This window comes from Guyparkeria hydrothermalis (assembly GCF_023555375.1).
Lineage (GTDB): Bacteria > Pseudomonadota > Gammaproteobacteria > Halothiobacillales > Halothiobacillaceae > Guyparkeria > Guyparkeria hydrothermalis.
The window spans coordinates 145,743-166,865 of record NZ_JAJSEE010000007.1; the positions used below are offsets into that span (position 1 = coordinate 145,743).

A 21,123-nucleotide genomic window follows, 5' to 3' on the forward strand; every position below is an offset into this window, starting at 1 on the left:
GAATCAGTCCCCGTACTCGGAAAATTCGGGCTGGACGTCGGCGTCCGGCTCGACATCGAACCAGAAATCCATCACCTGTCGGGCGATGGGCGCGGCCGTCCCCGACCCGCTACCGCCGTGCTCGGCGATCACGGCCACCGACAGCTTGGGGTCGTCGAACGGCGCGAAGCCGACGAACAGGGCATGGTCGTGCAGCCGTCGTTCAAGCTCCTCGGCGTCGTATTCCTCGTCCTGGGCCACCGAGAACACCTGTGCCGTGCCGGTCTTGCCGGCAATCGGGTACGGCGCCTCGATCTTGTGGGCCGTGCCGCGCTCGTGGCCGACCACCGCTCGCATCGCCTCGCGGGCACGTTGCCAGTAGGAGTCGCTCGAGAGCGTCAGGCGGGGCTGCAGCTCGCGGTCGTCGGCGACCAGCCACGGCACGTGCCGCACCCCGGAGAGCGCCAGCGTCGAGGTCATGTCGGCCAGTTGCAGGATGGTCGAGAGCATGTAGCCCTGGCCGATGCCGGCAATCACCGTCTCGCCGGGGAACCACACCTGCTGCTTGACCCGCTGCTTCCAGTCGCGCGAGGGCATCAGGCCCGCCCGCTCGCCGGGCAGGTCGATGCCGGTCTGCTGCCCAAGACCGAACCGGGTGAAGAACTCGTGCATCCGGTCGATGCCCATGCGGTAGGCGAGATCGTAGTAGTACACGTCGACCGAGCGGAACACGGATTCCTCGAAATCGACCCAGCCGTGGCCCCACTTGCGCCAGTCGCGATAGCGGTGGTCGTTGCCCGGGATCTGGTAGTACGGGCCGGCGAAGAAGCGCTCGTCGGGATCGAGCAGGCCATATTCCATGCCCGCCAGCCCCATCACCGGCTTGATGGTCGAGCCCGGCGGGTAGGTGGCAGTGGTCGCGCGGTTATAGAGCGGACGGTCCGGGTCCTCGAGCAGGTCGCGGTAGGCCTGGTGGCTGATGCCGTCGACGAACAGGTTGGGGTCGAACGACGGCCGGGAGACCATCGCGCGGATCGCCCCGTCACGCGGGTCCTGGGCGACCACCGCCCCGGCGTACTCGCCCAGGGCGGCGGCCGCCACGCCCTGCAGGCCGACGTCGATGGTCAGGGCGATGTCCTCGCCCGGCACCGGCCGCTGGGTCTCGAGCACCTTGACCTCGCGCCCGAGCGCGTCGACCTCGACGATCCGGTACCCCGGCTGGCCGTGCAGACGATCCTCGTACTGGCGTTCGATGCCCGTCTTGCCGACGTACTGCGTGCCCTGGTAGGCGTCCGGATCGAGACGCTTGACGTCCTCGGCGTTGATCCGACCGACGTAACCCACCACGTGGGCGAGCAGCTCGCGGTACGGGTAGACCCGCTTGAGGCTGGAGACGATCTCGGTCCCGGGAAGCCAGGGCTTGAGCCGCGCAAGCCGCGCCCGTTCGACCTCGTCGAGGTCGGCCTTGACCAGCACCGGGTCGAAGCGGCGACTGACCCGGATGCGCTCCTCGAGCGCCTCGACCGCGCGGGCGTCCAGCCTCAGCACGTCGGCCAGCATCGCCAGCTCCGCCGCCACGTCACGACTGTGCTCCGGGGTGATCTGCACCTGGTAGGTCGCGACGTTGTCGGCCACCACCTCGCCCTGGGCATCGAAGATCCGGCCGCGCTCGGGCGGCACCACCACCAGGCGGGTCCGGTTCTGCTCGGCCTTGGCGAGATAGTGCTCGTGCTGGGCGATCTGCAGCCAGGCGGCCCGCCCCAGCAAGGTGAGGACGACCACGAGCGAGACCAGCGCCGCGAACAGGATTCGCAGCCGGAATACCCGCCTGGCCCGGCCATGATCATGGAGACGATCTAGCATCGATTCGCTCGGGGCTCGCCGTTACACTGAAAACAAGCGCGGCCGACGGGGAAGCACCCCGCCGGCCGCGTCAATGCAGTCATGTCGGACGCACACCACGCTCCGACTCGCACCGGATCACTGCTGCTCGTGGCGGGCGATCGAGTCCTCGATCTCCTTGCAGGCCGCGGCCTTGTCGGCAAAGCCCTTGCACTCGACCCACTTGCCCGGCTCGAGCGCCTTGTACTGCTCGAAGAAGTGCTGGATCTGCTCGAGCAGGAAGCCCGGCAGGTCCTCGACCTTCTTGACGTCGTGGTAGTGCGGGGTGAGCTTGTCGTGCGGCACGGCGATGATCTTGGCATCGATGCCCGATTCGTCGGTCATCTCCAGCATGCCCACCGGACGCGCGCGGATCACCGAACCCGGCTGCAGCGGCAACGGCGCGACCAGCATCACGTCAACCGGATCGCCATCGTCGGAGAGCGTCTGCGGGATGAAACCGTAGTTGGTCGGGTAGTACATCGAGGTCGCCATGAAACGATCGACCAGGAGCGCGCCGGAATCCTTGTCCAGCTCGTACTTGACCGGCACGCCCTGCACCGGGATTTCGATAACGACATTGATGTCTTCCGGCGGGTTCTTGCCGGCGGAGATCTTCGACAGGTCCATAGGGATCGGCCTCGATAGATTGCTGTTGAACTGAAGGGAAACTCTGCATGAATGCCATGCCATTCGTGCAGAGTTTCCGAAGAAACGGGAAGCCATCTCGCCGCAAGTCACGGCGTTTTGGTTATGATACCGTTTTTCGCCGGTCGACCGGAGTCCCGGTCTCGAATTCGGTCGGCAAAATCCACGGCTATCAAGATCTGGAAAACCATGCGAATCGTACTTTTGGGCGCCCCGGGTTCGGGCAAGGGCACGCAGGCGGCACGCCTGGTGGAACACTACAAGGTCCCGCAGATCTCCACCGGCGACCTGCTGCGCGCCGCCGTGGCCGCGGGCACCGAACTCGGTCTCAAGGCCAAGGCCGCGATGGACGAAGGCCAGCTGGTCAGTGACGACATCGTACTGGGCATGATCCGCGAGCGCCTGGCCCAACCGGACACCCAGCGCGGTTTCATCCTCGACGGCTTCCCGCGCAACATCGCCCAGGCCGAGGCGCTCGACGAGATGCTCGAAGGCCTCGAGCGCCCGCTGGAGCTCGGCATCCTCCTGGACGTGCCGCTCGACAAGCTGATGAAGCGCCTGACCGGCCGCATGACCTGCAAGGAATGCGGCGCGGTGTTCAATCGCTTCACCAATCCGCCGGATTCCGACCACCAGTGCGACCACTGCGAGCACGAACTGGTTCAGCGCAACGACGACAACGAGGACACCGTGCGTCGCCGCCTGGAGGTATTCCAGGAGCAGACGGCGCCGTTGGTCGAGTACTACGAGCGCGACGGGCGACTGGCCCGCATCGACGGCGAACGGGAAATCGACCAGATCGCGGCGGACTTCCGCGAGATCCTCGACCCGATCGCCCCGTCATCCGAGAGCTGAGCCCAACGCATGGAGTCAGGGAAGACGCGCACGCCACTGGCCATCGCCATCGCCGCTGCACTCGGGGCCGGCGGACTGGCCGGGAGCCAATCGCTGCAGCCAGTCGAAGCGGCCTCGGGCGGCGAGTGGGGCCTGTGCCCGGCCTTCGGCCCGGAGCGCCCCGCCTACCAGCCATTGGCCGAGGGCGAGCCGGGCAAGGCCTCGGCCGACCGGGCCGAGTACGGCACTGACGGCACCGTCACCCTGATCGGGGATGCCATCGTCGACGAGCCGGGGCGGCGCGTGCGCGGCGAGCGGCTGATCTACCGGCAGGGCTCCGAGGCCAGCGTCTCCGCCGAGGGCAACCTCTGGCTGCAGACCGGCGACATGGCCGTGCAGGCCGAGCGCGGCGAGCTGAACCTCGACACGGACGCCGGGCGACTGGAGCGGGCGCATTACTGGCTGGAGAGCCAGCACCTCTCCGGCGTGGCCGAGACCATCGTCCAGGACGACCGGCAGCACTATCGCCTCGGCCAGGCGACCTTCTCGACCTGCCCGGCCGAAAAACGCGACTGGGAATTCCAGGCACGCGAGGTCAACCTGAACCGTGAGACCGGCCGCGGCGAGGCCTGGCACACCACCTTGCGAGCCGGTGGCGTGCCGGTGTTCTACGCGCCGTATCTCAACTTCCCGATCGACGACCGGCGCCAGTCCGGCCTGCTCTACCCGACCTTCGGCAACAGCACCGAAGGCGGCTTCGAGTACGCCCAGCCCTACTACTGGAACATCGCGCCCAATCTCGACGCCACGCTCACCCCCACCCTGCTGACCAAGCGCGGTCTGGGCCTGGGCGGGCAGGTGCGCTGGCTGCACCAGTTCGGCAGCGAGGACCTCGGTCGTGACCAGCTCGATTTCTTCTACCTGCCCGACGACCGGGTCGAGGGCGGCTCGCGTTGGTCCCTGGGACTCGACAGCAGCGGGCGGGTCAATCCGGACCTCGACTACCGCGTCGACATCAATCGGGTCTCCGACGACCAGTTCTTCCAGGACTTTTCCACCAACCTGGAACAGTCGACCACCAGCCATCTCCGCAGCGACGTGCGACTCAACGCCCGCCCGGGCGGCGGCTGGAACCTCGGGTTGCTGGCGCAGCGCTACCAGACCATTAATCCCGACCTGAGCGAGTACCAGTACCCGTACCGAATCATGCCGCGGCTGACCGCCAGCAACCGCTTCGGCCTGGGGCAGTGGGGCGAACACGTCGCGCCCAGCTTGAGTGTGCGCGCGGACGTCACCCGGTTTGCCCACCCCTCGAGCGAACGCATCGTCGGCGATCGTGCGCATGCCGCGATCGGGCTTGGTCAGACCTTCGACGACACTTGGTACCGTCTGCGCCCGCAGGTCACGCTCGACACCACCAGCTACCACCTGGATGACGCCGATCCCAACACGATTGACGGCAACCGGGCATTCGACACCAGCGCCACGCGCAGCGTGCCGATCTCCAGCATTGACGGCAGCCTGTTCTTCGAGCGCGCCTACGGTGAAACGGGTCGTTACCGCGCCCTGCTCGAGCCGCGGCTCTACTACCTGTACGTGCCGTACCGCGACCAGAGCGACATCCCGCTGTTCGACACCGGGCAGCCGACGCTCAGCTACAGCCAGCTGTTCCGTCCCAATCGCTACTCCGGCGGCGACCGGATCGCCGACGAGAACGCCCTGACCTACGGCCTGTCCTGGTCGCTGATCGACACCCAGCAAGGCACCGTGCCGCTGTCGCTGCGCGTGGCCCAGCGCTACCGGTTCGAGGACTCCGAGACGGTGCTGCCGCCCAATTTCGCCACCCCGGAGACGCACCCGAGCTACCGAGAGGCAGGTGGCTCGACCGTGCTCGCCGAGGTCTACAGCGACGTCACTCAGAACTGGAACGGCTCGTTCACCGCCGAGTACGACACCGATCGGGAACGGGTCTCTCGCTCGCAGACGCGACTCGGCTATCGGGGAGAAGACAATCGCGTCCTGAATTTCTCCTGGTTCACCCGCGAGGGCATCAACGAGTCGGACCGCGACTACCGCCAGGGCGACGTGTCGTTCGCCTGGCCGCTCTCACGGCGCTGGTCGATGCTCGGCCGGGTCGGCTACGACTTCGAGTCCGAGCAGGTGGTCCAGTCGCTGCTCGGCGTGGGCTACGAGTCCTGCTGCTGGTCGGCACGCCTGGCCTTCAAGCGCTACATCGTCCGACCGGACGTGGGTACCGACCTGGGCGACGATGCCGAGTACTCCAACGCCGTGGTCTTCCAGGTCGAGCTCAAGGGCCTGGGTGGCATCGGCGGCAACCAGTTCCGCGACGACATCCTCGGCTTCGATCCCTGACCGCCGGGCATCGGCCCCAACTGCCCGGATGCGTTATGATCGCCCGAGCCCGGGTATCGTCACCCCGGAACATGACCGAATTTCAACGCCGCAACCGCGAGTAGATCCATGCCCGTTTCGCACGCCCCGACACACCGCCACGCGCGTCGACCGCTGGCCGTGCTGGCCACCCTGCTGCTCACCGCCACCTCGATGACCCTGACCGCGTCACCGGCGGCCGCCCAGGCCAACGGTGGCTCGTCCGGCCAGCAGAACCCCGGCATGAGCGGCTTCCAGCCACTGGACCGCATCGTGGCCGTGGTCGATGACCGGGTGATCACCCAGCGCGAACTGCAGGCCGAGGTGGCCCAGTTGGGTGGCCAGGTGGATCTCGCCAACATGAGCCCGGCCGACCAGCAACGCCTCGGCGAGCGCGTGCTCGACCGCATGATCACCGAGGCGACCATGCTCGAGCGGGCCGACAAGATCGGCATCCAGATCGACGACACCCGCCTCAACCAGGCGCTCAACGGCATCGCCCAGCGCAACGGCATGAACCTTTCGCAACTGCGCGACGCCGTGGTCGGCCAGGGCCAGAACTGGGCCGAGTTCCGCGACGGCATCCGCGAGCAGATGCTGCTCGAGGAGCTGCAGAAGCGCGAGGTCTACAGCCAGATCAATGTCTCCGATCGCGACATCGACGCCTACATCGAGCAGCGCACCGGGGCGTCGGCCGAGCAGACCGAGTACCGCCTCGCCCAGATCCTGGTCTCGGTCCCCGAAAATGCCTCGCCCGAGGCGATCGAATCGGCCCGCGAACGCGCCGAGGCGATCCGCGACGAGCTGCGCGACGGCGAGGACTTCGCCCGCGTCTCGGCCGAGCGTTCCGATGCGCTCAACGCCGACGAGGGCGGCGATCTCGGCTGGCGCGAACCGGCACGCATCCCGTCGCTGTTCCTGCCGGTGGTGCAGGACATGCAGGCCGGCGAGGTCAGCGAGATCATCCGCAGCCCGAACGGCTTTCACATCGTCAAGGTCAAGGACACGCGCAGCACCACCGGCACCGCGGCCGTGACGCAGTATCGGGCCGAACACGTCCTGCTGCGCCCCCGCCAAGACCGCGACCCGGCCGCCACCCGCGAGCTGGCCGAGCAGCTGCGCGCCCAGGTCGCCAGCGGCGAGACGACCCTCGCCTCGGTCGCACGCGAATTCTCCGACGATCCGGGCTCCGCCCAGCGCGGCGGCGACCTGGGCTGGGTAAACCCGGAGGACATGGTGCCGGCGTTCGCGCAAGCCCTGGAATCGGTCCAGACCGGCGAGTTGAGCCCGGTCTTCGAAAGCCAGTTCGGCTTTCACTTCCTGCGGGTCAACGACCAGCGCCGCCAGGAGGTCTCCGGCGAGGACCTGCGCGAGCAGGCACGCAATGCCATCGGCGAGCGCCGCGCCGACGAGGAGCTGACCAAGTACATCCGCCGCCTGCGCGCGGAGGCCTACATCGAGAACCGCCTGACCGGCACCGTCAACGACGCCAGTGGCCAGCGTGCGCTTGGTCGTCAGTAGCGGCGAACCGGCCGGGATCGGCCCGGACCTGCTGCTCGCGCTGGCCGCCGACCCGGCCTTCACGCCGTCCGACGAACTGGTCGTCCTCGGCGACCGGGACGTGTTCGCCGCGCGCGCCGAGGCCCTGGGTCTGCCCTTCGACTGGCCGGCCGCGGACGACTCGGCCGCCACCTCAGCCGGCTTTCGCTTCCACCATCTGGCCGCGGCCAATCCGGTCACGCCGGGTCGGCTCGATCCGGGCAACGCCCGCCACGTGCTGGACATGCTCGATCACGCCGCCGATGGCTGCCGTGATGGCCGCTACGCCGCGATGGTCACCGCGCCGCTGCACAAGGGCGTGATCAACGACGCCGGCATTCCCTTCACCGGGCACACCGAATACCTCGCCGACCGGGTCGGCGGCACCCCGGTGATGATGCTGGTGGCCGACACCCTGCGCGTCGCGCTGGCCACCACCCACCTGCCCCTGGCCCGGGTGCCGGCCGCGATCACCGGCCAGACGCTGACCACCGTGATCGAGACGCTGCACGCGGCGATGGTCGACTGGCTGGGCAAGCCGCAGCCGCGCCTGCTGGTCGCGGGCCTGAACCCGCATGCCGGCGAATCCGGGCACCTGGGCGACGAGGAAATCCGCGTGATCGGCCCGACGCTCGAGGCGATGCGCGAACGCGGCATCCAGGCGATCGGCCCGCTGCCTGCCGACACCCTGTTCACGCCCCGCCACCTCGACGGCGCCGATGCCGTGCTGGCGATGTACCACGACCAGGGCCTGCCGGTACTCAAGTACGCCGGCTTCGGTCGGGCGGTGAACGTGACCCTGGGCCTGCCGATCGTGCGCACCTCGGTCGATCACGGCACGGCCCTGGACCTGGCCGGCAGCGGTCGGGCCGAGCACGGCTCGCTGGCCGAGGCGATCCGGCTTGCCGGCGAGATCACCCGGCGGGCGGCGGCCTGACCATGGCAGCCGCGGGCAATTCCAAGAAAGGCGTCCAGGACGGCCACCGGGCGCGCAAGCGCTTCGGCCAGAACTTCCTGGTCGACTACGGCGTGATCGACCGCATCCTCGGCGCCATCCCGGGCGATGGGCCCGTTATCGAGATCGGGCCGGGGCTCGGGGCACTGACCGTGCCACTCGCCCAGCGCGGCAACCGCGTGGTCGCGATCGAGCTCGACCGCGACGTTATCCGTCACCTGCGCGTCAAGCTCGATGCCGAGGGCGTTGGCCGACAGGTCGAACTGGTGGGGCAGGATGCCCTGCGCCTGGACCTCGATGCGCTGTGCGAGGCGCAAGGGCTCACCCCGCCGCTGACCCTGGTCGGCAACCTGCCCTACAACATCGCCACCGCGCTGATCACCCGGCTGCTGCAACAGTCGACACGCATCCATGACATGGTGTTCATGGTGCAGCGCGAGGTCGGCAACCGCCTGGCCGCCGGCCCCAACGACTCGGCCTACGGGCGATTGAGCGTGCTCACCGCCATGCACGCCGAGGTCGAGCACCTGTTCGACGTGCCGCCCGAGGCCTTCAACCCGCCGCCCAAAGTGGAGTCGAGCGTGATCCGCATCACCCCGCGCGCCGAGCCGCTGGTGCCGCCCGCCGAGCAGGCCCGCTTCGAGACGCTGGTCACCGCGGCCTTCGCCCAGCGTCGCAAGACCCTGCGCAACAACTTGAAACCCCTCATGCCAGCGTCAACAATTGAGGCGTCGGGAATCGACCCGTCGCTGCGCGCGCAGGCACTGGACATACCCGCCTTCCTGACGCTGGCCCGACGGCTCGACCCGAGCAGTTGACGAGCGACCGACCCGCGCCCCGATCGGGCGCCGGGCACCGGCACCCCCTTCACCCATCGCAGGAAACCACGGCCATGTCCGCGACCGCCGACATACACGCCTACCCCCAGGCCGAGGACGCCTTCGCCGCCTGCGCCGACTTCCTGGTCGATCGGCTGGCCGCGGCGGTGCGTGCGCGGGGCATCGCGCGGATCGCACTGGCCGGCGGGGGCACGCCGAGACGGCTCTATCAACTGCTCGCCCACCGCTACCGTGACGCCCTCGACTGGCAGGCAGTGGAGTTCTACTTCGGCGACGAGCGCAACGTGCCGCTGGATCACCCCGACAGCAATTTCCGCATGGCGCGGCTGGCCCTGTTCGAACCATTGGGCATCCAGCCGCATCGCACCTTCCCGATGATCTCGGACCAGCAGCGTGACCCGGAGTGGGACGCCGATGCCTACGAGACGGCACTGCGGCGCTGGACGGCCGGGGCCGTGCCGCGCTTCGACGTGACCCTGCTCGGGCTGGGCAGCGACGGGCACTTCGCCTCGCTGTTCCCGGACACCCCGGCACTGGCCGAACGCGAGCGCCTGGTGGTGGTCAACCCGGTGGCCAAGCTCCACGGCCATCGCCTCACGCTGACCTTCCCGGTTTTCGAGGCCGCTCGCGACGTGGTCTTCCTGGTGCTGGGCGCGGACAAGCGCCGGGCGTTCGCCCGCATTCGCGACGGGAAAAGCGAGCGCCCCGCCGAACGATTGGCGGCCGAGCGGACCACCCACTGGTTCGTCGATCGCGCCGCGGCGGGGGCGCCATGATGCTGACCGCCTCGCCCCTGGCCGAGTCCATCCGCATCCGCCCGCGGGCGGTATTCGTGCCCGAGCACAGCGACACCGCCGCGAATCGATTCGCCTTCGGCTACGAGATCGTGATCGAGAACGACAGCGATCAGCCGGTCACCCTGACCGACCGGCACTGGGTCATCGACCACGGCAACGGCTGCCTCAAGGAGGTGCGCGGCGAGGGCGTGGTCGGCGAACAACCGCGCATCCTGCCCGGCGACCGGTTTTCCTACCGCTCCGGTGCCGTGATCGAGTCACCCGCCGGGCGAATGTGGGGCGACTACGGTTTTGTCAGCGATCAGGGCGAGGTACTCCGGGTGACCATCCCGACCTTCGACCTGGTGGCCCCGGCGGCCTTCCGCAGCATCCAGTAGCCACGATCCAAGCTCGGGCCGGCAACCCGGCCAACATCGCTGTCGATCCCGCCGCACCACTCCCATGCGTCGGGTGCTAGCATCCCCCCTTTGCCCACTTCACGCGACGGAATTCCCCCGCCCCATGGCCACCTACGCAATCGGCGACCTGCAGGGCTGCCTCGACCCGCTCGAGGCCCTGCTCGAACAGATCCGCTTCGACCCGGCGGCCGACCGGCTCTGGTTCGTGGGCGACCTGGTCAATCGCGGCCCGCAGTCGCTCGAGGCGCTGCGCTTCGTCCGCGGGCTGGGCGACCGCGCCGTCACCGTGCTGGGCAACCACGACATCCACCTGCTGGGCTGTTATTTCGGTACGCGGGTCGCCCGCGGTCGCGACACGCTGGCCCCGATCCTGTCCGCCGCCGACGGCGACGAGCTGATCGACTGGCTGCGCCGGCAACCGCTCCTGCATCACGACCCGGGCCTCGACTGGACCCTGGTGCATGCCGGCATCCACCCCGCCTGGGACCTGCCGACGGCACAGGCCGCCGCCCGGGAAGCCGAGGCGGCCATGCAGGCCGACGAGCCGCTGACCTTCTTCGGCGAGATCTTCGGTAACCAGAGCGATCATCCGGACGGCAATACCACGCCAATCGACCGCCAGCGCTTCGCCATCAACGTCTTCACCCGCATGCGCTACTGCCACGCCGATGGCCGGCTCGACTTCACCGAGAAGCGTCCCCCGGCCGATGCCGACCCGGCGCTGATCCCCTGGTTCGCCATGCCCGAGCGGGCGATGGCCGAGCGTCGGATCGTCTTCGGTCACTGGTCGACCCTGGGCCCGGCAAAGGCGCGTGCCAATGCCTGGGGCATCGACCAGGGCTGTCTCTGGGGTCATCAGCTGACCGCCCTGCGCCTGGAGGACGAGGCCCTGTTCGCCACCAACTGCCCGGGCGCGCAGAAGCCCAAGGGTGGCAAATGACCATGGCCGCCCCGGGACAGGCCGCGGAGACGCGCGATGCTTAGCACGGTGTTCTCGGTCCAGTCGCTGCTCGCCGGCATGGGCGTGCTGCTCGCCGGCTCCGGCCTGCTCGCCACCCTGCTCGGCCTGCGCGCCGCCGAGGAGGGGTTCTCCGACGGCACCATCGGCCTGGTCATGTCGGCCTTCTACCTCGGCTACGTGCTGGGCACGCTCACCATCCCGGCCATCATTCGTCGAGTAGGCCACATCCGCACCTTCGCCGCGCTCGCCGCGATCTCCTCGGCGGCCGCCATCCTGCACGGCCTGTGGGTCGAGCCCTGGTTCTGGATGCTCCTGCGGCTGATCAACGGCGTGACCCTGCTGGGCCTCTACATGGTGATCGAGAGCTGGATCAACGAGAAGGTGACCACGCACCGCGGGCAGGTGTTCGGCATCTACATGATGGTCAGCCTGTTCGCCTACGGCGCCGGCCAGTTCCTGATCGGCATCTACGGCCCGATGGAGGTCTCGACCTTCGCCATCGTCGGCCTGCTGTTCTCGCTGGGGCTGGTGCCGATCGCGCTCACGCGGGTGAGCCAGCCGCCACCCATGGAGACCACCCGGCTGCCGCTGAGCGAGCTGTTCCGGCTGGCGCCCACCGGCGTGATCGGCGCGGCGATGTCCGGGGTGATCACCGGCACCATCTATGGCATGGCGGCGGTCTACGCCAACCGGGTCGGCCTGCCCGACACCCAGGTGGCGACCTTCGTTGCCGCCATCATCGTCGGCGGCGGGTTGCTGCAATGGCCGATCGGGCGCCTGTCCGACGGGCGCGACCGCCGTTACGTGCTGATCGTGATTTCGGCGATCGGCGGCGCGTTTTCCGTGCTGCTTGCCCTGCAGGACTGGTTCCCGGGCTGGACCCTGTTCGCCCTGGCGCTGGTCTTCGGCGGGTTCTCCTTCTCGCTTTACGCCATCAGTGTCGCGCAGACCAACGACCGCCTGTCGAGCGACCAGGTACTCGAGGGCACGCGCGGGCTGTTGATGGTCAACGGGGCCGGCTCGGCCGTCGGCCCGATGATCAGCGGCCTGGCCATGGGCTGGTTCGGCGCGGCCGGTTTCCCGCTGTTCGTCCTCGCGGCGCTCGGCACCATGATCCTGCTGGTCTTCTGGCGCATCCTGATCGACGCGCCGGTACCGGACGAGGAACGCGGCGATTACGTCTTCACCCACCGCACCTCGGCGGCGGGCCTGGAGCTCGATCCGCGCACCACCGACGAGGAGACCGAATCGCCACCGGCCCACGAGCACGTCAGCGACGCCGCCCCGCCCATCTATGAGACCGACCCGGCCTGGGAGGACTACGAGGGCCCGCCCGGGGCGATCGACGAACCCGACCGCGTCAACGACTCGGGCTCGTCGGGGCGGCGAGGCGACGCCTGATCCGGCGCATCAGCCAGCCAAGCACCGGCACCCGCTCGTAGAGCTGGGCGGCCGGGTCCCAGTAGTCGACGTGGTCGACCACCCGCCCGTCGCGCCCCAGAACGAGCTCGGACATGCCGTCGATCGACAGGCCGTGCGCCGAGGCATCGCAGCGCATCCGCCAGCGCAGCAGGGCGCGATCGCCATCCACGGCCCGGGCCTGCACCACGAATCGCATCCCCGGACACTGCGCAAACCCGTGGGCGAACACCGATTCGATCGCCTCGATGCCGCGCACCTCGTTGAACGGGTCGACGAAGCGCGCCTGCTCGGCATACACCGACGCCAGCGCGTCGAGGTGATCGACCCGCAGCCCCTCCATCACGGCCACGTAGCGCTCGAGGGCGGCCGCCCGATTCAGGTCGCGCCCCGACACCGTCACGCGCCCGGTTCCTTTAGCATCCGGCGGGTCAGCCGGAAATACAGGGCGTAGGGCAGCAGTCGCAGGCCCTTCATCACCCAGCCAAAGCCTCGTGGTGCGAGGATCTCGAAGCCCCGTCCCTCCAGGCCACGGGCGATCAACTCAGCGGCTGCCTCCGGTTCGATGCGCCCCGGCATGGCGAAGTCGTTCTTGTCGGTCAGGCGGGTGCGCACGAAGCCGGGATTGATCACGCGCATCGCCACCCCCGCCCGCTCGAACTCGGGACGCAACGACTCGGCCAGGTTGATCATGGCCGCCTTGCTCGCGCCGTAGGGGGCCGCGTAGGGCAGGCCGCGGTAGCCGGCCACACTCGCCGTGAGCACGATTTCACCGGCACCCCGCGCGATGAAATCCTCACGCACGGTATCGATACCGTTGACCGCGCCTAGGAAATTGACCCGGATCAATCGCTCGAACAGTCCGGGATCGAAGTCCGCCAATCCCATCGGCTCGTAGTCGCCGGCATTCAGGATCACCGAGTCCGGCACCCCCCAGTGCGCCACCAGCTCGCGGTAGGCATGGGCCAGCGACTCCGGGTCGGTGACGTCGACGGCCAGCGCCAGCACCCGCTCCGGATCGCGGCTGGCCCGTTCGTCGAGGCGCGCCTGGTGTCGGGCCGAGATGGCGACCCGATGACCGCGCGCAACCAGTCGGTCGGTCAGTGCCGCCCCGATCCCGGCGCTCGCGCCCACCAGCCAGTAAATACGCTCCGTCTTCAGCTTCGCTTCGGTCATGTCGGTTATGCCTCGTGTGAATGCGGACCGGTCAGGGCGACGAACACCGTCCGGTTGCGCGGTATCGTTTGACGCGAGCGTAGTCGAAGGCTGCTACAATATCGATGCACAAGTTATACAACACCCATTGCGTCGCAGGTGGCCCGTGTCCACGACCGAATCGAACCCAACCGAAACCGAAAGTCAGGCCCTACTGCCGATCCGGTCGGTATCGCAGATCACCGGGGTCAACCCGATCACCCTGCGTGCCTGGGAGCGTCGCTACGACCTGATTCGACCGACGCGCACGCCGGCCGGGCACCGGCTCTACAGCCAGGCCGACATCCGCACCATCCAGCGCATCCAGGAACTGGCCGAGAGCGGCATGGGCTTCGCCCAGATCGCCCTGCTGCTGGAGCAGGAAGGCCCGGACGCGAACGAGGACGCGGGCGACGAGACATCGACCACCGCCCCGCCGACCACGGTGGCACCACCTCGGTCGCTCCTCGACCGGGTGATGCGCGCGGCCATCGACCTCGATCCGTCCGAATTGCGCGCCGCCGAGGTGACCGCCCTGATGTGGCTCACCCCGGAGGACTACCTGCGCGAGGTGCTGATCGAGGCCCTGGCCCAGCTCGAGGCGCGCACTGCCTGGCCGGACCGCGACCTGGGGCTGGTGTGGCTGGCCGAGTACATCAAGGGGCGCGCCGAATGGGTCGCCGACGCCCCGGGACGAGCGACCGCCCCGGTGGTCGTGATCGACAACCTCGTGCCGGGCCGGCCATTCTCCGCCGGCGGCCTGCGGCTGTTCACCGCCCTGCACGACGACCAGTTCCATGTCCGGCTGCTGCCGACCGGGCTCAACGAGACCCAGCGCACGCAGATGGCCCGTCGCTGGGGAGCGCGCGCCTGGATCCGGCTCGACACGACCCGCCCGGAAAACCCCACCACCAGCGCGGCCGGGGCGCGCGTCTTCTGGTGCGAGCTGCCGCTGCTCGAACCCGAGGACGGCGACCAGGCCGTCGATTTCATGCAACGCTGGCGCGAACTGGTGGAGCGGGACATCCAGCACTGCCGCGAGCAGGTGGCCGAAGCGCTCGGCCGCCCCGAACCCGCCCCGGTTCGCCTGACCCGGCACTGAGCCGGGATCGATCCCAGGCGGCCGTGTGGACATCATGCCGTCTGTGTCACAATGCCGTGACCCTCATGCACCACAGGAGATCCAGACCTTGATGCTGGATGCGAATCTGCTGAAGAAGGCGGTCAACGCCTCGACGGACGGTATCGTGATTGCCGAGCAGGAAGGCTCGGACAATATCTTGATCTACGCGAACCAGGCCTTCGAGGAACTGACCGGTTACTCACAAGACGACATCCTCTACCAGGATTGTCGCTTCCTTCAGGCCGGTGATCGCGACCAGGCCCCGCTGGCCGAGGTCAGGGACGCCATCCGTCGGGGCGAGGCCACCCGCGTGGTGCTGCGCAACTACCGCAAGGACGGCAGCCTGTTCTGGAACGAGCTGTCGATCACCCCGGTCTTCAACGACGACGACCACCTGACCTACTTCATCGGCATCCAGCGCGACGTGACCGAGCTGGTTCGCATGCGCGAGGAGAACGAGCGCCTGCGTGCCCGGGTGGCCGAGCTCGAATCCCGCCAGGAGTCCGACACGCCCGACTGAGCCGACGCCCCCGGGGCCCGGGTGCCCGGGTGCCCGGGTGCCCGGGTGCCCGGGGAAACCCTGCACGATTCGATGGCATCTCTGGCTCGCGGGTTTGTGCGCAATCAGGGCGCCGGAGCGAAGACGGGCTCATTGCCCGTCGAGGGACGGCTTTGCTGCGTGCGGGCAAACCCGCGAGCCCCGTCTGGGTGAACCGGGACCGGAGCGACTCAACGTCGCTCCGCAGCCCGGTGAACGCGGAGCTGGAACGGGCTTCCAAGGGTCCATCTGCGGCGTTGCCGCCCGTGTAAAGAGCGACGACCCTTCACGGCGGGCTGCGCCTTGCATCTGCACCCTTGGAGGCCCGCAGAGACGTCATCGAATCGTGCAGGGTTTCCCTTGTCAGAAACCGGCCAAGCGGGCATCCTTTGCGCATGCCGCCCCGCCCGCGGGGCACGAACACGGACGCGACAACGCACAGGCGGATCGATGAGCGCACCCCCCGTCAATGGACTGCTCAGCGCCCTGGTCAGGGAGGAAGCCCTGTCCTCCGACCAGGCAAAGACCATTCAATCCAAGGCCGAAGCCAGCGAGGACTCGCTGCTCAACACCGTGATCGCGGAGGGCGTGTCGGCGGCAACCATCGCCGCCGTCGCCTCCAAGCGTTTCGGTCTGCCGCTGGTGGATCTCGATGCCATCGACACCAGCGACCTGCCCCTGAAACTCGTCCCCGAGAAGGTCCTTCAGGCCAACATGGCGCTGCCGCTGTTCAAGCGCGGGCGTCGCCTGACGGTGGCCGTTGCCGACCCCTCCGATACCGGCGCGATCGACGGCTTTCGTTTCTCGACCAACATGGCGATCGAGGCGGTGGTCGCCGAGGCGCCGACGATCGCGCGACTGCTCGAGGAAGCCCTGAGCGACAGCATGGATGCCCTGGGGGACGAACTCGACGACGACCTGTCGAACGTCGAGTTCGAGCGCGAGGACGACGAGGCCCACGACGTCGAGGATGCCTCGATCCAGGACGACGTGGTGGTCAAGTTCGTCACCAAGCTCCTGACGGATGCCATCCGCAAGGGCGCCTCGGACATCCACATCGAGCCCTACGAGAAGCAGTTCCGCGTGCGTTTCCGCATCGACGGCATGCTCACCGAGAGCGCCAAGCCGCCGGCCAACCTGGCCGACCGCATCATCGCGCGCGTCAAGGTGATGAGCCGGATGGACATCTCCGAGCGGCGCATCCCGCAGGACGGGCGCATCAAGCTCAAGCTGTCGAAGAACCGCTCGATCGACTTTCGTGTCAACACCTGCCCGACCCTGTTCGGCGAAAAGGTGGTGCTGCGTATCCTCGACCCGACCAGCGCGCAACTGGGCATCGACCAGCTCGGCTACGAGCCCGGGCAGAAAGCGCTCTACATGGACGCGCTCGACAAGCCCTACGGCATGATCCTGGTCACCGGCCCCACCGGCTCGGGCAAGACGGTCTCGCTCTACACCGGCCTGAACATCCTCAACAGCGGCGACCGCAACATCTCGACCGCCGAAGACCCGGCGGAAATCGTCGTGCCGGGCATCAACCAGGTCAACGTCAATCCCAAGGTCGGGCTGACCTTCGCCAACGCACTGCGCGCCTTCCTGCGCCAGGATCCGGACGTGATCATGGTGGGCGAGATCCGCGACCTCGAAACCGCCGAGATCGCGATCAAGGCCGCCCAAACCGGGCACCTGGTGCTCTCGACCCTGCACACCAACGACGCGCCACAGACGCTCACTCGGATGGTGAACATGGGCGTGCCGGCCTACAACATCGCCTCGTCGGTGAGCCTGATCATCGCGCAGCGACTGGCGCGACGCCTGTGCAATAATTGCCGCACCAAGGAAAGCATCCCCGACGAGGAACTGCGCCGCGAGGGGTTCACCGCCGAGGACCTCGCCGGCTCGCCGACCATCTACAAGGCGGTGGGCTGCGATCAGTGCACCAACGGCTACAAGGGCCGGGTCGGCATCTATCAGGTCATGCCCGTGTCCGAGGCGATGGGGCGGATCATCATGGAAGGCGGCAATGCCATGGACATCGCCGACCAGGCGCGCAAGGAAGGCATCGACGACCTGCGACGCTCCGGTCTGAAAAAGGTGCTCGCCGGCGTGACCAGCCTCGAGGAAATCAACCGCGTCACCAAGGACTGAAGGCGGCCGGGATCAAGGGAGAGACAAGATGGCCATTGCGGCAAGCAAGAACAAGACAAGCGAAAAACCCGTCTTCACCTACGAGGCGCGCACCAAGGAAGGCCGGGTGATCAAGGGCGAGATGGCGGCGTTCAACGACACCGCCGTGCGTGCCGAGATCCGGCGTCTGGGCATGACCCTGATCCGGGTCAAGCGCAAGGCCAAGCCGCTTTTCTCCAGCTCCAAGCCCGTCCAGCCGCGCGACATCGCCACCTTCGCCCGGCAGCTCGCCACCATGATGACCGCCGGCCTGCCCATCGTGCAGGCCTTGGACATCATCGCCCAGAGCGCCGAGAAGAAGACGATGAAGGACCTCATCAACGAGGTGAAGAACGACGTCGAGAGCGGCACCAACCTCGCCGACGCCCTCGATCGGCACCGCAAGTACTTCGACGAGCTGTTCGTCAATCTCGTGCGCGCCGGCGAGCAGTCCGGTGCCCTCGAGGTGGTGCTCGACCGCATCGCGACCTACAAGGAAAAGACCGAGAGCCTCAAGGGCAAGATCAAGAAGGCCCTGTTCTACCCCACCGCGGTACTCGTGGTCGCCTTTATCGTCACCGCGATCCTGCTGATCTTCGTCATCCCGCAGTTCGAATCGCTGTTCCAGGGCTTCGGTGCCGACCTGCCGGCCTTCACCCAGTTCGTCATCGGCCTCTCCGACCTGTTCCGCGAGTACTGGTACTGGATCTTCGGCGGTATCGGCGGGGCGATCTTCCTGTTCGTGTTCGTCAAGCGGCGCTCGGATCGTTTCAACCACTTCCTCGACCGGATGATCCTGAAGCTGCCGATCTTCGGCCCGCTGATGGAGAAATCGGCGATCGCGCGCTTTGCCCGCACCCTGTCGACCATGTTCTCCGCCGGCGTCCCGCTGGTCGAGGCCCTGCCGCCGACGGCCGGGGCGACCGGCAACGCGGTGTTCCGCGACGCGGTGATGAGCATGCGCGACCTGGTGGCTGCCGGCTCGCCGCTGCGCATCGGCATGCAGCAATCGAACCTGTTCCCGGTGATGGTGATCCAGATGGTCGCGATCGGCGAGGAAACCGGTGCGCTCGACAACATGCTGGCCAAGGTGGCCGACATGTACGAGGAGGAGGTCGACAACATGGTCGACGCCATGTCGAGCCTGCTCGAGCCGATGATCATGGCCTTCCTCGGCATCGTGGTCGGCGGTCTGGTCATCGCCATGTACCTGCCGATCTTCAAGCTGGGCGCCGTGGTCTGACCACCGCGCCACCCGACGGAACCCACACGGCCCGCCATGCACGGGCCGTTTCGCTATCCGGCCCCGACCCAGGTCCACATACCTCATGAGCGAACTGCAAGCGATCTTCCAGCAACACCCGGCCATCTGGATCGGCGTCGCTACGGTGTTCGGCCTGCTGGTGGGCAGCTTTCTCAATGTGGTGATCAACCGCCTGCCGGTGATGATGGAGCGGGAGTGGACGCGCGAATGCCGTGCCCTGCTGGACCGCGAGGAGGCGCCCGCCGACGAGCCCTTCAACCTGGTCCGGCCGCGCTCGGCCTGCCCGGGCTGCGGGGCGCCGATCCGGGCCTGGCAGAATATCCCCGTGCTCAGCTGGCTGATGTTGCGCGGTCGTTGCGCGAATTGCGGTCAGGCCATCGCCTGGCAGTACCCGCTGGTGGAACTGGCGAGCGCCGCGCTTACCGGTCTGGCGGCCTGGCACTTCGGGCCAACCGCGCTGGCCCTGGCCGTGTTCCTGTTCGGCTGGGCCCTGCTCGCCGCCTCGATCATCGACCTCAAAACCCAACTGCTGCCCGACGTGTTCACCCTGCCGCTCTTGTGGCTGGGCCTGCTCCTGCCGATCGTGCTGGACGACTACCATCTCTCGCTGGACCAGGCAGTGCTGGGCGCCGTGTTCGGCTATCTCGCCCTGTGGTCGGTGTACTGGCTGTTCCGGCTGCTCACCGGCAAGGAGGGCATGGGCTTCGGCGACTTCAAGCTGCTCGCCGCCCTGGGGGCCTGGATGGGCTGGCAGCTGTTGCCGCTGGTGATCCTACTCTCGGCCCTGGCCGGGAGCCTGATCGGCATTGCGATGATCGTGGCCCTGCGCCACGACCGCCGCATCCCCATCCCCTTCGGCCCGTATCTTGCCCTCGCCGGGCTGGTCGCCCTGTATCTCGGCGAGCCGATCATGGCGGCCTACCTGGGCGGCGCGCTCTGACCCCGGCATGACGAACCGCTCCCCGGATCGCGAGGAAACAACAGGCAAGGTCATCGGCCTGACCGGCGGTATTGCCAGCGGCAAGAGCCTGGCGACCTCGATCTTTGCCGAGCTAGGCGTCCCAATCGTCGACACTGACGCGATCAGCCGCGAACTGGTCGAGCCGGGCAGCCCCTGCCTTGAGGAGATCCGGGCCCGATTCGGCGACGAGATACTCCGGGACGATGGCCGTCTCGATCGCGACCGGCTGCGCCGGCGCATCCTCGACCAACCGGCGGAGCGCGCCGCGCTGGAGGCGATCCTGCACCCGGCCATCCGGGCCACGGCCCGCGAGCGGGCAAACGCCGCGAGGCGTCACGCGCCCTACGTGCTGGTGGTGGTCCCGCTGCTCGCCGAGGCCTCGGTGTGGCCGGCCTATCGGGACTGGCTCGACGCCGTGATCACCCTGACTGCGCCACACGCGCTGCGCCGAGAGCGGCTCACCGCCCGCCCGGGCATCGACGCCCGCCAGGCCGAGCAATGGATGGCCGCCCAGGTCGATGACGCGGCGCGCCGGGCGATCGCCGATTTCGAGTTGGTCAACGATGCCGCGCCCGAGGCCCTGCGCGCACGGATCGTGGAGCTGGATCGCCGCCTGCGCCGGCCCGGCTCGCGCATCTAAGGAAACTCTGCACGAATGCCATACCGCTCGGCGTGCCCTGAGCCGGGCAGCTACAAGCCGCTCGTCCGCCGCAAAAGGGCGATTCCCTAAGAACGCGCGCGACGGATCACGGCGTCCCCAGCATCAGGAAGCGTTGCAGACGCCACCAACCGCGCCGCCCCAGGCGCGCCGGCGTCAGCCAAAGCGTGAAACGTCCGCGCGTGGCGGTATCGAGCCTCACCCCCACCAGCAACGGGCCTTGCCACAGCACCCGCGTCTCTCCACGTATCGACTCGCCCGAGGGCAGCAGCACCTCCGCACGCCCGGCCGACCACGCCAGTTGCCCCTCGATCGCAAAGCCCGGCGGGCGATAATGAAGCCAACGCCACAACCCGCCGGAGACCACCAGCCAGGCCGCCGTTCGCCACAACCATTCCAGTGACGGCGTGTGGCCCCCGACCGGCCGGGGCGCCTGCCAGATGACCAGGCTGACCGCCAGCCAGGCGGCCAGCACCAGCGCGGTCCACGCTGCCAGTAGCCAGCGGTCGGCAACCAGCCGCTCACTGAATCCTTCCGATACCCGTTCCATGGGTCGCCCTCCATCTCGCAGCGAAGCC

Annotated in this window: 20 protein-coding genes; 15 read left to right on the top strand and 5 right to left on the bottom strand. The window is 68.1% G+C overall.

Annotated features, from left to right (window positions below):
• Nucleotides 1–3 precede the first annotated feature (3 nt).
• A complete protein-coding gene (gene mrdA / locus LV475_RS10030; protein ID WP_250106236.1) occupies nt 4–1,842 on the bottom strand; it encodes a penicillin-binding protein 2 in 1,839 nt (612 codons plus the stop codon).
• 117 nt (nt 1,843–1,959) lie between these two features.
• A complete protein-coding gene (gene ppa / locus LV475_RS10035) occupies nt 1,960–2,490 on the bottom strand; it encodes an inorganic diphosphatase (protein ID WP_125198003.1) in 531 nt (176 codons plus the stop codon).
• A 207-nt stretch (nt 2,491–2,697) separates the two neighbouring features.
• Here ppa and LV475_RS10040 point away from each other — a divergent pair, with 207 nt between their 5' ends.
• The 9 genes from LV475_RS10040 (at nt 2,698) to LV475_RS10080 (ending at nt 12,623) form a co-directional block, all read left to right on the top strand.
• Nucleotides 2,698–3,363, top strand: coding sequence for an adenylate kinase (locus LV475_RS10040; protein ID WP_136866737.1), 666 nt, complete (start codon nt 2,698–2,700; stop codon nt 3,361–3,363).
• 9 nt (nt 3,364–3,372) lie between these two features.
• A complete protein-coding gene (locus LV475_RS10045; RefSeq protein ID WP_250106237.1) occupies nt 3,373–5,715 on the top strand; it encodes an LPS-assembly protein LptD in 2,343 nt (780 codons plus the stop codon).
• Between the two features lie 108 nt (nt 5,716–5,823).
• Nucleotides 5,824–7,254, top strand: coding sequence for a peptidylprolyl isomerase (locus LV475_RS10050; RefSeq protein ID WP_156227622.1), 1,431 nt, complete (start codon nt 5,824–5,826; stop codon nt 7,252–7,254).
• On the top strand, nt 7,235–8,209 hold the full coding sequence (pdxA, locus tag LV475_RS10055; RefSeq protein WP_430886874.1) for a 4-hydroxythreonine-4-phosphate dehydrogenase PdxA: 975 nt from the start codon (nt 7,235–7,237) through the stop codon (nt 8,207–8,209). The genes LV475_RS10050 and pdxA overlap by 20 nt, the downstream gene beginning before the upstream one ends.
• A gap of 2 nt (nt 8,210–8,211) precedes the next feature.
• On the top strand, nt 8,212–9,045 hold the full coding sequence (rsmA, locus tag LV475_RS10060; protein ID WP_156227618.1) for a 16S rRNA (adenine(1518)-N(6)/adenine(1519)-N(6))-dimethyltransferase RsmA: 834 nt from the start codon (nt 8,212–8,214) through the stop codon (nt 9,043–9,045).
• A 74-nt stretch (nt 9,046–9,119) separates the two neighbouring features.
• Nucleotides 9,120–9,842, top strand: coding sequence for a 6-phosphogluconolactonase (pgl, locus tag LV475_RS10065; protein ID WP_156227616.1), 723 nt, complete (start codon nt 9,120–9,122; stop codon nt 9,840–9,842).
• Nucleotides 9,839–10,240, top strand: coding sequence for a Co2+/Mg2+ efflux protein ApaG (apaG, locus tag LV475_RS10070; protein ID WP_250106239.1), 402 nt, complete (start codon nt 9,839–9,841; stop codon nt 10,238–10,240). The genes pgl and apaG overlap by 4 nt, the downstream gene beginning before the upstream one ends.
• 124 nt (nt 10,241–10,364) lie before the next feature.
• Nucleotides 10,365–11,201, top strand: coding sequence for a symmetrical bis(5'-nucleosyl)-tetraphosphatase (locus LV475_RS10075; RefSeq protein ID WP_136866744.1), 837 nt, complete (start codon nt 10,365–10,367; stop codon nt 11,199–11,201).
• A 36-nt stretch (nt 11,202–11,237) separates the two neighbouring features.
• On the top strand, nt 11,238–12,623 hold the full coding sequence (locus tag LV475_RS10080) for an MFS transporter (RefSeq protein WP_136866745.1): 1,386 nt from the start codon (nt 11,238–11,240) through the stop codon (nt 12,621–12,623).
• On the opposite strand, the gene LV475_RS10085 is transcribed toward LV475_RS10080, so the two are convergent.
• Complete coding sequence (locus LV475_RS10085) at nt 12,583–13,044, bottom strand: nuclear transport factor 2 family protein (RefSeq protein WP_156227612.1); 462 nt, start codon at nt 13,042–13,044, stop codon at nt 12,583–12,585. The two genes, LV475_RS10080 and LV475_RS10085, sit on opposite strands and share 41 nt — an antisense overlap.
• A complete protein-coding gene (locus LV475_RS10090) occupies nt 13,041–13,817 on the bottom strand; it encodes an SDR family NAD(P)-dependent oxidoreductase (protein WP_136866747.1) in 777 nt (258 codons plus the stop codon). Before LV475_RS10090 ends, LV475_RS10085 begins: the two co-directional genes overlap by 4 nt.
• A 145-nt stretch (nt 13,818–13,962) precedes the next feature.
• Here LV475_RS10090 and LV475_RS10095 point away from each other — a divergent pair, with 145 nt between their 5' ends.
• From LV475_RS10095 to coaE, 6 genes are all read left to right on the top strand, one after another.
• Complete coding sequence (locus LV475_RS10095; protein WP_231505793.1) at nt 13,963–14,937, top strand: MerR family transcriptional regulator; 975 nt, start codon at nt 13,963–13,965, stop codon at nt 14,935–14,937.
• Between the two features lie 91 nt (nt 14,938–15,028).
• Entirely contained in the window at nt 15,029–15,478 is a 450-nt protein-coding gene (locus tag LV475_RS10100; RefSeq protein ID WP_250106240.1) for a PAS domain-containing protein, read from the top strand.
• Between the two features lie 468 nt (nt 15,479–15,946).
• The gene (gene pilB, locus LV475_RS10105; protein WP_136866749.1) at nt 15,947–17,644 is read left to right on the top strand and encodes a type IV-A pilus assembly ATPase PilB; all 1,698 of its coding nucleotides are present in this window, start codon (nt 15,947–15,949) and stop codon (nt 17,642–17,644) included.
• 28 nt (nt 17,645–17,672) lie between these two features.
• Nucleotides 17,673–18,905 carry a type II secretion system F family protein gene (locus LV475_RS10110; protein WP_136866750.1) on the top strand — a complete coding sequence of 411 codons (1,233 nt, stop codon included), beginning with the start codon at nt 17,673–17,675 and terminating at the stop codon, nt 18,903–18,905.
• Nucleotides 18,906–18,990: 85 nt separating this feature from the next.
• Nucleotides 18,991–19,866: a prepilin peptidase gene (locus LV475_RS10115; protein ID WP_250106241.1), complete on the top strand. Its 876-nt coding sequence runs from the start codon at nt 18,991–18,993 to the stop codon at nt 19,864–19,866.
• Between the two features lie 7 nt (nt 19,867–19,873).
• The gene (gene coaE, locus LV475_RS10120; RefSeq protein WP_250106242.1) at nt 19,874–20,527 is read left to right on the top strand and encodes a dephospho-CoA kinase; all 654 of its coding nucleotides are present in this window, start codon (nt 19,874–19,876) and stop codon (nt 20,525–20,527) included.
• 106 nt (nt 20,528–20,633) lie between these two features.
• Here the strand turns inward: coaE and LV475_RS10125 are convergent, their stop codons facing one another.
• On the bottom strand, nt 20,634–21,095 hold the full coding sequence (locus LV475_RS10125) for a hypothetical protein (RefSeq protein WP_156227599.1): 462 nt from the start codon (nt 21,093–21,095) through the stop codon (nt 20,634–20,636).
• Nucleotides 21,096–21,123 lie beyond the last annotated feature (28 nt).